The organism is Tunturiibacter psychrotolerans (assembly GCF_051013365.1).
Classification (GTDB): Bacteria; Acidobacteriota; Terriglobia; order Terriglobales; family Acidobacteriaceae; genus Edaphobacter; species Edaphobacter psychrotolerans_A.
On record NZ_CP132941.1, the window covers coordinates 184,344 to 197,192 of the forward strand.

10 protein-coding genes are annotated in these 12,849 nt (G+C 57.7%); 8 read left to right on the forward strand and 2 right to left on the reverse strand.

Features of this window, described 5'->3' with window-relative positions:
• Window positions 1–82 precede the first annotated feature (82 nt).
• Window positions 83–1,723 carry an L-glutamate gamma-semialdehyde dehydrogenase gene (gene pruA / locus RBB76_RS00755; protein ID WP_429633448.1) on the forward strand — a complete coding sequence of 547 codons (1,641 nt, stop codon included), beginning with the start codon at window positions 83–85 and terminating at the stop codon, window positions 1,721–1,723.
• A gap of 193 nt (window positions 1,724–1,916) precedes the next feature.
• On the opposite strand, the gene RBB76_RS00760 is transcribed toward pruA, so the two are convergent.
• Window positions 1,917–2,573 carry a response regulator transcription factor gene (locus RBB76_RS00760; protein ID WP_429633446.1) on the reverse strand — a complete coding sequence of 219 codons (657 nt, stop codon included), beginning with the start codon at window positions 2,571–2,573 and terminating at the stop codon, window positions 1,917–1,919.
• Between the two features lie 237 nt (window positions 2,574–2,810).
• Here RBB76_RS00760 and RBB76_RS00765 point away from each other — a divergent pair, with 237 nt between their 5' ends.
• The 7 genes from RBB76_RS00765 to bshA all read left to right on the forward strand — a co-directional run bounded on the left by RBB76_RS00765 (window position 2,811) and on the right by bshA (window position 11,473).
• Window positions 2,811–4,457 carry an FAD-dependent oxidoreductase gene (locus RBB76_RS00765; RefSeq protein WP_429633444.1) on the forward strand — a complete coding sequence of 549 codons (1,647 nt, stop codon included), beginning with the start codon at window positions 2,811–2,813 and terminating at the stop codon, window positions 4,455–4,457.
• Between the two features lie 23 nt (window positions 4,458–4,480).
• The gene (locus tag RBB76_RS00770; protein WP_429633442.1) at window positions 4,481–5,944 is read left to right on the forward strand and encodes an ATP-binding protein; all 1,464 of its coding nucleotides are present in this window, start codon (window positions 4,481–4,483) and stop codon (window positions 5,942–5,944) included.
• A gap of 114 nt (window positions 5,945–6,058) precedes the next feature.
• Entirely contained in the window at window positions 6,059–6,403 is a 345-nt protein-coding gene (locus RBB76_RS00775) for a hypothetical protein (protein WP_429633440.1), read from the forward strand.
• Between the two features lie 51 nt (window positions 6,404–6,454).
• Window positions 6,455–6,877 (forward strand): VOC family protein, encoded by a 423-nt coding sequence (locus RBB76_RS00780; RefSeq protein ID WP_429633438.1) that lies wholly within the window; start codon window positions 6,455–6,457, stop codon window positions 6,875–6,877.
• A gap of 170 nt (window positions 6,878–7,047) precedes the next feature.
• Window positions 7,048–9,276 (forward strand): beta-glucosidase, encoded by a 2,229-nt coding sequence (locus RBB76_RS00785; RefSeq protein WP_429633436.1) that lies wholly within the window; start codon window positions 7,048–7,050, stop codon window positions 9,274–9,276.
• Between the two features lie 70 nt (window positions 9,277–9,346).
• Complete coding sequence (locus tag RBB76_RS00790) at window positions 9,347–10,216, forward strand: ChbG/HpnK family deacetylase (RefSeq protein WP_429633434.1); 870 nt, start codon at window positions 9,347–9,349, stop codon at window positions 10,214–10,216.
• A 105-nt stretch (window positions 10,217–10,321) separates the two neighbouring features.
• Window positions 10,322–11,473 carry an N-acetyl-alpha-D-glucosaminyl L-malate synthase BshA gene (gene bshA / locus RBB76_RS00795; protein ID WP_429633432.1) on the forward strand — a complete coding sequence of 384 codons (1,152 nt, stop codon included), beginning with the start codon at window positions 10,322–10,324 and terminating at the stop codon, window positions 11,471–11,473.
• Here bshA and RBB76_RS00800 read toward each other — a convergent pair.
• Window positions 11,431–12,834 carry a sensor histidine kinase gene (locus tag RBB76_RS00800; RefSeq protein WP_429633430.1) on the reverse strand — a complete coding sequence of 468 codons (1,404 nt, stop codon included), beginning with the start codon at window positions 12,832–12,834 and terminating at the stop codon, window positions 11,431–11,433. The two genes, bshA and RBB76_RS00800, sit on opposite strands and share 43 nt — an antisense overlap.
• Window positions 12,835–12,849: the final 15 nt, after the last annotated feature.

Below are 12,849 nucleotides of genomic sequence, written 5' to 3' on the forward strand. Positions count from 1 at the left end.
GTGCATCCAATAGAAGACGCACTGTAATTTCTCTACTTCACGAGCGACGAGGGAGTATGACTCGCGCTAGAATCGACGCGCTATGGCTACTATGAATCTCACGCACTCTGCCCCGGCAACGTTGCCGAAGACACCATTTTCCAATGAGCCGTTTGTTGATTTTTCGACGGCTGAGAATAAGCGAAAGATGCAGGAGGCGCTGGCACGGGTTGAGAGCGAACTCGGCCGCGAGTACGAAATTGTCATCGGTGGCACGCGGTTTAAGACTGAGGGCAAGATCGTCTCGAAGAACCCGGCACGCCCGACACAGGTGATTGGGGTTCATCAGCGAGCAGCTGCTGCACATGTTCCGAGCGCGATGAAGGCCGCGCAGACCGCGTTTCTGACGTGGAGCAAGGTGCCGGTGGAAGAGCGCGCTGCGCTGCTGTTTCGTGCAGCGGCGTTGATTCGTGAGCGCAGCTTTGAGTTTTGCGCGTGGCTGACGCTCGAGGTGGGCAAGAACTGGGGCGAGGCGGATGCCGATGTGGGCGAGACCATCGACTTCCTGGAGTTTTACGGGCGCGAGGCGCTACGGCTGGCTGAGGCGAAGACGCCGATCCAGTTTCCCGGTGAGCGGAACCAGTTGCGATACATTCCGCTGGGCGTGGGTGCGGTGATTCCGCCGTGGAACTTCCCTTTTGCGATTATGGCTGGGATGACCGCGGCGTCGATCGTGACGGGAAATACGGTGATTTTGAAGCCGTCTGTCGATGCACCGACGATTGCGGCGAAGTTTTTTGAGCTGCTCGAAGAGGTGGGGCTGCCGGATGGCGTTGTGAATCTTTGTCCCGGTGAGGGGCCTGAGTTTGGGAGTGAGGTAGTGGCGCATCCGCAGACTCGGTTTATTGCGTTTACGGGGTCGAAGGCGGTTGGGCTGGAGATACATGAGCGTGCCGCAAAGACGATGCCGGGGCAGGTGTTTATCAAGCGGACGATCCTTGAGATGGGTGGGAAGGACTCGATTATCGTTGAGACGGATTGTGATCTGGATGCTGCCGTGGATAGCGTTGTGGCGAGTGCGTTTGGTTTCAATGGGCAGAAGTGCTCGGCTTGTTCGCGGGCGATTGTTGCAGCGGAGATCTACGATGTCTTCTGTGACCGGCTGCAGGAGCGCGTGGCGAAGATCAAGACGGGCGACCCGGCAGAGAATGTTTATACCGGGCCGGTGATCAGCGAGAAGGCATACCGGAAGACGCTCGATTACATCGAGATCGGCAAGAAGGAAGGCACAGTCCTGAACGGCGGCCATGCGATTGAAACGCCGGAGGGCGGATACTACATTGCCCCGACCGTGATTGCGGACGTGGCTCCGACGGCGCGGATTGCGCTCGAGGAGATCTTTGGACCTGTGCTGGCAGTGATCAAGTCGAAGAGCTTCGACGATGCGCTGGCGATTGCGAACAACACGGAGTATGGGCTTACGGGGGCTATCTACACGAGTTCGAGGGAGAAGCTGGATCGGGCGCGTGAAGAGTTCCATGTCGGCAATTTGTATTTCAATCGGAAGTGCACCGGCGCGATGGTGGGGGCTCACCCGTTCGGCGGATTCAACATGAGCGGAACTGATTCGAAGGCTGGGGGGCCGGATTATCTGCTGCTGTTCACGCAGGGCAAGAGCATTGCGGAGAAGATTGGACATGCTAGCCCGGTGGAGGAAAAGCAGGCAGATCAGATGGGGATGTAGAGGCGAGTGTCCTGCCGGACGGGCCTCCTGCGCGGAGGGCGGTCACTTCGTGACTTGTTTACCCCTTCGGCTGAGCCTCCCGTTGGTCGGCGTTATTTTCTTTCCGACCATCGGGAGGACAATCTTTTCAAGGTAGACATGTCACTAAGTGACCGCGCCCCGCGCAGCGGGCCCGTCCGGCAGGACCTGTCTTTTAAGCTGATTTCATCTGGATGAGATGCCCCGCTTTGGCTGCTGCCTCGGCCAGGACGCGGTGGTGGATGGTGAAGAGAGCCAGCTCTAGCCGGTCGGACACGCCCGACTTGTCGTAGATGCTGCGGAGGTAGTTCTTGATGACCTGCTCCTTGGTGCCGAGCTGCTGGGCGATGTCCTTGTTTTTACAGCCCTGAACGATCAGGGCAACGATCTGCATCTCCTTGGGGGTCAAGCGGTCGCGGACGCGGGTGCCGACACTGTCGGAGGTTTGCATGGTAGTGACGTTCGCGCGCTGCACAAAGCGCTGTCCACGGGCGACCCGGCGAATGCAATCGATCAATACGCTTCCGCCGACGTTGCGATGGAGGATTCCGTCGAATTGCGCGGCTACCTCTTCGGGCACAAGTTCGGAGTTTTCGGCGACCAGAACGGTGCGGCTGCCTGCAGCCTGGGTGCGGGCGAAGAGATCCTTCAGTTCGAGACGCAGACTGGAGGAGAGCAGGACGACCGAGCCGCGCAGGCCGTCGACGGCGACGAGGAGCTTCGGCACGTCCTCACACTGGGCAACGATCCGCATGTCTTCCTCGAGCGATAGTGTTCTGGCCGCGCCTGCGCGGAAGATCGCCTGGTTATCAGCGAGAATAATTCGGTTCATAAGTGTCGTGGTCTCCTGCCGGCAGCAAACGTCGGAATCGCCCTGGCTATTCCCTTATCGGTGGACTGCAACGGAGACGAGGCAATGTCTACAATTCGGACAGCTTTTGGCTGTCGATGCCACTTTTGCGGCAGAAATCGAGCCTGGACGGCCATAACTTTCTGAACCTTCGGGCATTTAAGCTAATCCAATTCTACGTGGGGTGTCTCGAATCTCGTCTTCGAAGTATAAAGGGATATGCCTAAGCCAATTTTGCTAGCTATCGACGACGACACAAGCGTACTGGAAGCGGTAGTCCAGGACCTGCGCCGGCACTACGGCCAGGACTATCGCATCGTCCGTGCTGCGTCCGGCGGTGCTGCCCTGGATATCTGCCGCCAGCTCCAGGAGCGGAAGGATATCGTCGCGCTATTCCTCTCGGACCAGCGTATGCCGGGCATGACCGGGGTGGATTTTCTGCAACAGGCTCTGTGCATCTATCCCAATGCCAAGCGTGTTTTGCTGACCGCCTATGCGGATACCGAAGCGGCCATTCGCGCCATCAATTCGGCCAAGATTCACTACTACCTGAATAAGCCGTGGGATCCGCCGGAAGAGAAGCTCTATCCGGTGTTGGACGACCTGCTGGAGAGCTGGAAGGAGGGGTACAGGCCTCCATTTGAAGGGATCCGGGTGGTGGGCGTGCGGTGGTCGGCGATGGACCACGCCGTTCGAGACTTTCTTTCGCGTAATCGTATTCCTTACCAGTGGTTGAACCCGGAGACAAACCCGGATGCGCTGGGGTTGCTGAAAGAGAAAGGTATCGACGATACGAAGCTGCCGGTCATCCTGTTTGGAGACGGCACTGCGCTGGTGCAGCCCACTTCGACCGAGATGGCCAAAAAGGTGGGGCTGCGGACGCAGGCGCAGCAGGAGTTCTACGACGTGGTTGTGGTAGGGGCGGGACCTGCGGGGCTCGCGGCAGGCGTGTACGGGGCCTCTGAGGGGCTGCGGACGCTGGTGATCGAGGCTGCGGCTCCTGGTGGGCAGGCTGGCTCGAGCTCGAAGATTGAGAACTACCTTGGTTTCCCTGAGGGGCTCAGCGGATCGGAGCTGGCAAAACGGGCTTTCCTCCAGGCCAATCGGCTGGGAGCGGAGTTTCTGACCCAGACGGTCTCCTGTATTCGCTCGGAGAATCAGTACCGTGTTGTAACGATGGCGGACGGGCAGGAGGTTACGTGCCATGTTTGCCTGCTGGCTACGGGGGTCGACTACTGCAAACTGGATGTGCCGGGAGCCGATAAGCTGAGCGGGGCCGGCGTCTACTACGGCGCGGCGCTGACCGAGGCGATGTCGTGCAAGGAAGAGATTGTCTACATTGTCGGCGGGGCGAACTCGGCGGGCCAGGCGGCTATGCATTTCTCCCGTTATGCCGATCATGTTCACATGCTGGTGCGCGGGAAGTCGCTCGAAAGCAGTATGTCCAAATATCTGATCGATCAGATTGAGGCGACACCGAACATCACCGTCGAGACCGGCACCGAGGTTATCGGGATGGGCGGAGATACTCACCTGGAGTGTCTGACCCTGAAGACGCCGCGTGGTGAAGAGGCGCGGCAGGCCAGTTCCCTGTTCATCTTTATTGGCGCGGCGCCGAAGACCGACTGGATGCCGGCGGAGCTTTGCCGCGACAGCAAGGGATTTATCCTCGCCGGGCCGGACCTGAAGACGCAATCGCCCAAGTCGTGGAAGCTGGAGCGCGATCCCTATCTACTCGAGACGAGTGTTCCCGGCATCTTCGTCGCAGGCGATGTACGATTCAACTCGGTCAAACGATGCGCCTCCGCCGTCGGCGAAGGTTCGATCGCAATTCAGTTTGTGCATCAATATCTGGCAACCCTTTGAAAGGCAACCTAACCAATAACCCGATGAGCGAACAAACCCAAATCGTCCAAAGTCATGTCGTGGAAAACTTAAATGACGAACTGCTTGCGCTGCTGCGCAAGGTTCCCATTCTGTCGTCGTTGCGAGATGACGAACTGCATTGTCTGGATGGAGTGCGGGATTTCCACGTCGACAGGGGCGAGGTTGTTACGCGACAGGGCGAACTGGCGCACTCTTTTTGGATATTGCTTGACGGCGAGCTTCGGGTCCATCAAAGGACTGCCGAACAAAACGAATTCACTCTTGCCAAGATTGAAAAGGGCAGCGCTTTTGGTGAGATGGCGCTCTTGAGCAACGTTCCAAACTCCGGGAGCGTTGAGGCGATGGAGCCGAGTCATTTGCTGGAGCTCAACGAAGACCAGTTCTGGAATTTGATGACCAGTTGCCCCCAGGTCCGCAAAGCGATTCTTGGCAACATGGCATATCGCTTCCAAAAGCTGCAGAGCACGACGGTGCAGCAGGAGAAGATGGCTTCGCTGGGTACACTCGCTGCGGGCCTGATGCATGAGCTCAATAATCCCGGTGCGGCGGCCCGTCGCGCGGCTTCACAGCTGCGGGAAAATCTTATGCGGTTGCATGAGATCTCTCTCAAGTTCAAAGAGCGTGACTTCACCAAAGATCAGAAGCAATGCATGTTCGACATGCAGAAACAGGCCCTTGCGCCCAAGCAGCCTCTGATGATGAACTCTCTCGACCAGAGCGATGCCGAGGAGGCGCTGGCCGAGTGGATGGAGTCGGCGAACATCGAAAATGCGTGGAAGATGGCTCCGACGCTGGTTTCAATCGGCATGACCGCAGCGGAGCTTGAACGCGTGAAGAATGATTTCGAAGGTGCGTCGCTGGGCGAGGCGTTGAATTGGCTGGAGGCAATGGCCTCGAGTATGCAGCTGGTCGGCACCATTGAGGAGAGCATCGGGCGCGTGACAGATCTGGTGTATGCGGTGAAGTCGTACGCCTACGAGGGCAAAGGGCAGAAGCAGACGATCGACATCAACAACAGCATTCATGCGACGCTGGTCATTCTCGGGCACAAACTGCGTGAGAAAGAGATTGTGCTTGAAAAGAACTTTGCGCCGGATCTTCCTCCGCTGCATAGCGAGTGCACTGGGCTGAACCAGATCTGGACGAATCTGCTGGATAACGCGATTGATGCTGTGCCGCAACACGGACGTATCAGCGTGCATACCTGGGCGGAGAATTCGAAGGCTGACGCAAAGAACCCGCATATGGATCTCTGCATTAGCGTGAGCGATAACGGTTCGGGCATTCCACTAGAGAGTCAGGAACACATCTTCGATCCGTTCTATACGACCAAGCCCGTTGGAGTCGGTACTGGGATAGGTCTCGGCATCGTGCAGCGCATCGTTGACCAGTACAACGGCGTGATCCGGTTCACTTCCGAACCCGGAAATACTGAATTTGTCGTGCGCCTGCCCAGCGACAGCTAATAAAAAACCGACCAGGTGCAAGGCTCTCGACGACGACAACATTTTCCGTCGAGTAGCGTTTACTCCTTCAATCGCACCCGATGTTGAGGGCGCGAATGGAATAGTGAGGACGCTATGAAGCTCTCTTATCTTGCATTGCCTGTTGCTGCCGCGGCTTGTCTCTTCACGGCCGGATGTGCGTCACACACCGCGTACTATGCTCCGCCGCCGCCCCCACCACCGCCTGGCTACAACAGTGTTCCTCCGTTGATCGCAAGAGCCGATCATGAAGGATTTCGCGCTGGAACCGAAGACGGCGCGCGAGACTTATACAACGGCTTCGGCTACCATCCACAGCATGATCGCAAGTTTCACGGCACACCCGGCTACGACGCGGCTCTAGGGCCGTACGGGCCGTACCGTGACGAGTTCAGGAGAGCGTATCTGCGCGGCTACGATCAGGCATTCCGTCGCGGCTAGATGCGCTTAGCGGTGGTCGTCTGCGTCGTATGATCGATGCAGGAGATCACCGTGCCGCTGACGCCCTTTCACATTGCCTTTCCAGTCGACGACCTTGAAGCCGCTCGCACTTTTTATGGAACCACGCTTGGTTGCCCGGAGGGCCGCAGCTCATCAGAGTGGATCGACTTTGATCTCTTCGGCCACCAGATCGTGGCGCACCTGAAACCCGGTTCCTCGAACGATAAGGCTCACCATAATGCTGTCGACGGACACGACGTTCCTGTTCCTCACTTCGGCGTGGTGCTTCCAATGGAGGCATGGCAGGCGCTGGCGGAGCGGCTTCGAAGTGCCGGCGTTGAGTTTGTGATCGAGCCTTATATCCGCTTCAAGGGCGAGGTCGGCGAGCAGGCGACAATGTTCTTCCTCGACCCTGCGGGGAATGCGCTTGAGTTCAAGGCGTTCGCCGATATCGGGCAGCTCTTTGCGAAATGATCGTCCCGCAAGCGCACAGCAAATATAGCTAGCGGGACTTGCTGCGCCTTCTGCTTAAATGCTCAAAACCCCTTACCTATATCGTTTTAGTTCGTATAGACTTCCAGTGACTCGTAAGCAGGCGATTTACTGTTTCGGGAGCAAGTCGAAGTCAGCTTGAAGGAGCATGGATGTCATTTTCGCAGCAGTTCAGAAGTTTCAGCGCCTTGTCGATTGTGGTTGGATTTGCTGTGGCGTCCCTGAGTTCTTTGCCAGCACACGCCCAGGTCAAACCGGATACCTCGAAGATGCCGTGGATGAATAAGGCTCTCTCGCCGGATGAGCGCGCCGACCTGGTGCTCGGCCAGATGACACTTGATGAAAAGATCCAGATGGTTCACGGAACGGGCTGGGGGGTTCTGCGCGCGGGCGATCCTGTTCCTGCTAAATCGAACTTCGCCGCGGGTTACATGGAAGGTATCGAACGGCTCGGCATTCCTGGGATCGATCTTGCTGATTCGGCTGTGGGTGCTCGCATGGCAGCCTATCAATCACGCTATGCGACGCTGCTGCCTTCGACGCTTGGCGCGGCCTCGAGCTGGGACCCGGACTCAGCATTTCTTTATGGCTCTGTGATTGGCCGCGAGTTGCGCGCATGGGGCTCGAATATGACGATCGGTGGCGGCGTAAATATCACGCGAGAACCTCGCAACGGTCGCAACTTCGAGTATGCAGGAGAAGACCCGATCCTCGCTGGTACGATGACCGGCAATCTCGAGAAAGGCGTCTTCTCGCAGCATGTGATGAACGACATCAAGCACTATGCCCTGAACGACCAGGAGACGGGACGCACTGTCGTCAATGCGTTGCTCGACAAAAAGGCGCTGCGGGAGTCAGACATGCTTGCCTTTGAGGTGTCCATTGCGATTGCGGAACCTTCGGCTGTGATGTGCTCCTACAATCTTTACGAGGGCGACCATGCCTGTGAAAACGACTACCTGCTTAACGAAGTTTTGAAGAAGGACTTCAAGTTCAAGGGGTGGGTGGTGTCGGACTGGGGGGCGACTCACAGCACGGTGAAGTCGGCGCTGAACGGGCTTGATCAGGAGATGCCTGGCGATGAAAACTACTTCAACGCACCGCTGAAGAAGGCTGTCGAAGGTGGACAGGTTCCGACGGCGCGGCTTGACGATATGGTTCATCGTATTTTGCGGAGCATGTTTGCAGCTGGAGTAGTCGACGATCCTCCGGTGCGAACCGTGGTCGATCCGTTCCGTGGACGCGACGACGCACAGCATATTGCTGAAGAGAGCATTGTTCTGCTGAAGAACTCTGACCACATCCTTCCGCTGAAGACCTCTGCTTCGAGCTCGATCGCGATCATCGGGTCGCATGCGGATGTCGGTGTACTCTCCGGCGGCGGATCAGCACAAGTTGATGCACCAGGAGGCAATGCTGCGGATCCGAAGGCCGGTGGCTCCGGTTGGACCGAGCATATCTACTTCCCTTCTTCACCGCTTAAGAATATTCAGGCACACGCGCCACACGCCTCGGTTCGCTATGCCGATGGTGTCGATGTGGCCGCGGCCGCACAGCTTGCCAAGTCTTCTACAGTAGCTATCGTCTTTGTGAACCAGCCGATGCAGGAGGGGATGGATGCTGTGACCCTGTCGCTGCCGGATAACCAGGACGCGCTTGTCGAAGCAGTTGCCAAAGCGAACCCGAACACCATTGTCGTGATCGAGAACGGCGGCCCGGTGAGTATGCCGTGGGTCGAACATGTGAAGGGCGTGGTCGAGATGTGGTATCCGGGTATCGGAGGTGCGCAGGCACTCGCAAACATTCTCTTCGGCGACGTGAACCCCTCGGGCAAGTTGCCGGTGACGTTCGCGAAGGACGAATCACAGCTACCGCACCCGGTCGTACCCGGGCTCGAAGGCGTACCGCCTGGTCCGAACAAAGAACACACAGTCGGTCCGTTCGATGTGAATTACAACAGCGAGGGCGCGAGGGTCGGCTACAAATGGTTTGAGTCGACCAACAAGCAGCCACTGTTTCCTTTTGGCTTTGGCTTGTCGTACACCACCTACGCCTACTCTGGCCTTACTGTGGATGACGCTAAACGAACGGTTCACTTTACTGTTCGCAACACCGGCAAGCAGGAAGGCACCGAGATTGCTCAGGTCTACGTCGCTTTGCCCGCAACCGCAAAAGAAAACTATAAGCGGCTGGCGGCATGGCAGCGTGTGAAGCTGGCCCCCGGTGAATCGAAAGAAGTCACACTCCCGCTGCATCCGCTTTCGCTTACGGTCTTCAACACAGATCAGAATGGGTGGCAGCTGCTTCCCGGCGAGTACAACGTGACAGCGGGGCCGTCTTCCAGCGATACCCCGCTCAAGGCGACGCTGCACGTTCAGTAGGCATCGGCCCCTGAGTCTGTTGATCGCAGCTCAGGGGCTAACTTGATCCGAGTAAACTTTACTGAGATCTATGCCTGCTCGACTCATCATCAATGCGGACGACTTCGGCCTCACCAGGGGAGTCAACCGCGCCATCGCGGAGCTTCACAGGGCCAAAGCCCTTACTTCCGCGACGCTGATGGCGACCGGTGCAGCGTTCGACGACGCTGTCGCGCATGCTCACGCTAACCCTGCTCTTGGCGTCGGGTGCCACGTTACGCTCACGGACGGCACTCCTGTTTCGTCACCGCAGAGTATTCCGACTCTGATGAGTGCCGATGGCAAATCCTTTCGCCCGTCGCTGGGCGCCTTTGTGCAGATGCTCGTCCGTGGCAAGATCAGCGAAGACGAGATTGAACGGGAGGCGCTTGCGCAAGTCGAGAAGTTGCAGCGCGCCGGCATTCACGTTACTCATCTGGACACGCACAAACACACGCACCTCTTCCCTGCTGTTACGCGACCGCTCCTGCGTGTAGCCGAGCGCTGTTCCATAGGGGCGATTCGCAATCCGTTCGAGCGATCCTGGAGCCTCGCTTTGGGCCACGGCAATCGCCTTCGCCGTCTTCAGGTTAAGCTGCTTGGCAATCTTCAGAACAGATTCGAACGCCAGGTTCAAATTCGGGATGCGCGGGTGCTCACTACGGATGGGACTATTGGGATCTCTGCGACCGGCCATCTTGACGCATACACTTTGCGCCAACTTCTCCATGCGCTGCCGGCGGAGGGTACCTTCGAGCTTTGCTGTCATCCTGGCTACAACGATGGCGATCTGGACCGCGTGACCACTCGACTCCGGAGCCATCGCGACGTCGAACGGAACGCGCTGCTCACCGAACTTCCTGCACGGTCTTTGCGACCAAACGCGCCGCAGCTCATCAACTATGGGGACCTTGGCGCTTAGCAGCGAATTGTGTAGGTAACGAGGACGAGACGAAAGAGTCTTACAGGAACTCTGTTTCGTCCAACACCCGAAGCAACGCACTCAACTCCAAAGCATGGGAAAACTATGAAGATCGGCATCACCTGCTATCCCACCTACGGCGGCAGCGGCGTCGTCGCTACCGAGCTTGGCATCGAGCTTGCTGACCGCGGCCACGAGATTCACTTCATTACCTATTCGCAGCCCTTCCGTCTCAGTGGACGCGAATCGAACATTCACTTCCACGAGGTTGCGGTTTCAAACTATCCGCTGTTTGAACATCCGCCGTATGACCTTGCGTTGGCGACTCGCATGGCTGAGGTAGCAGAGTTTTATTCGCTGAACCTACTGCATGTTCACTATGCCATTCCTCACTCTGTCAGCGCTCTGCTGGCCCGCCAGATGCTTGCCACGCGTGGGATTCATCTTCCCTTCATCACAACACTTCATGGCACGGACATTACACTGGTAGGACTTGACCGGTCGTATCTGCCCATTACGAAGTTCGGTATCGAAGAGTCTGACGGCGTCACGAGCATCTCGAGCTACCTCCGCGATCGCACTCGCGATGCTTTCGCTGTTACCTCAGAGATTGAAGTGATTCGCAACTTCGTCAACTGCGATGTTTACTTCCGCGATCCGGAGCTGGTGGCTGAGATGCGTCCACGCTTTGCAGAGCCGGACGAACGGCTCCTGGTTCACCTGTCTAATTTTCGGCCTGTCAAACGCATCCAGGACGTTGTGAAGGTCTTTGCACGCGTTGCCAAGGCGATGCCGGCGCGCCTGATGCTGATTGGCGATGGCCCTGACCGTAGTGTGGCCGAATATTTGGCGCGGGAGCATCACGTGCAGGATCGCATTCATTTCATCGGCAAGCAGGATAATGTCAACGAGCTGCTGCCGCTGGCCGATCTGATGCTGATGCCAAGCGAGATGGAGTCGTTCGGGCTTGCCGCGCTCGAAGCAATGGCTTGCAGTGTTCCAACGATCGGCACTCGCGTTGGCGGCGTGCCGGAACTCATTGAAGATGGTCACAACGGCCTTCTCTTCAATGTAGGCGACATTGATTCCATGTCCACCGCTGCGATTGCACTGCTGGGAGATCAGCAACGTCTCGAAGCCATGGCGCGAGCTGGCCGTAAAACCGCGCAGGATCACTTCTGCGCCTCGCGAGTCATTCCACTTTATGAGGATTATTATGACCGTGTCATCGCGCGAACTGCGTCATCAACCATGTGACTGATTGCCTGACCGGCTGCGGCGCCGAGGGGTCCCCAGGTCTCTGCTCCGGCGTCGAGAATCGGCATCACCAGCGTGACTTTCGTCCCTCTGCCTGGACGACTGTTAATCTCCACCGTCGCGAGATTGCCGTATAGCACCTGCATACGCTCGCGGACATTCCTTACCCCGATTCCATTCCCTGAACGCACCAGCCCGCTCACCGAAGAGACGTCGATGCGTTCGGGGGCCATGCCTACACCGTCGTCTTCTACCTCCACCAGCAGCCGCCCCTGATCGGTGATGCGGCTACGCAGGGTGACCGTACCGCCGCTGATTCGCGGCTCCAGACCATGCTTGATGCTGTTTTCAATCAGTGGCTGGAGGAGCATGCCCGGCACCACAATGTCGAGCGTATTGTCGGCAATCTCTTTGACGACTTTCAGTTTGTCACCGAATCGCACGACTTCGATATCCAGATAATCGTCGGTGAAACGGAGCTCCTCACGAAGCGGAAGGAAGGCCTCCCGGTCCTTTAGGAGCACACGCAGGATGTTGGCGAGTTTGACGATCATCTCTCGCGCAAGCTCAGGCTGGGAACGAACCAGCGAGGTGATCGAGTTGAGCGTGTTGAAAAGGAAGTGTGGATTGATCTGACGCTGGAGGGCGTCCAGTCGTGCCTCGAGCAACAGCCTTCCCTGCTCTTCCAGTTTTCTCTCGACTCGAACTGCGTTCCAGATTTTTAGCGGAATTCCGACGACAATCGGCGCCGTGGCGCAGATCAGCAACTGCACCCACCACTCTCTCGAGTTGAGTTCGAAGAAGTATCTGGGGAAGTAGTGCGACAGAGCGCTGGTTGCGAGTTGCATGCCAGCCACCAGAAGCAGGAGGAGAATCTGGCGATCGAGCTGCGGCCGGCGCAGGTTTCGCGTCACCCATCGGTAGATGCTCAGGTCGATCATGGGCGAGAACGACCATACGTCTTCCGGGTCGGCAAAGCGGCCGAAGGTTCCGAAGATCGCGGCAATCGAGAGGTTGACCGGGAGCGCCCAATACTCATGGTGGAGCACCGCCGGGATCGCCAGCGTTGCCCCGCCAGCCATCGCGGCCAGGGGTCCGACCAGAATTCCCAGGAGAATTGTGGTTTCGAAGGACAAGTCGGCCGCGAGGAAGTTCGGCACCATGGTCCGAACCAAAACCCCCAAGGTGAGGGGAGCGCAGATGATGATGACCAGCCACATCGTCTGCCGGGGAGTTCGGCGCTCCAGCAGGAGAAGATTTTTGAAGCTTCTGGACCGCGCCAGCGAACTCGAAACCGCCGCGGCGACGCCGAGTTCTATCAGCAACGTAATCAGAATCAGCTTGGGATCGGGCTGGGTCACATCATTACTTTACGC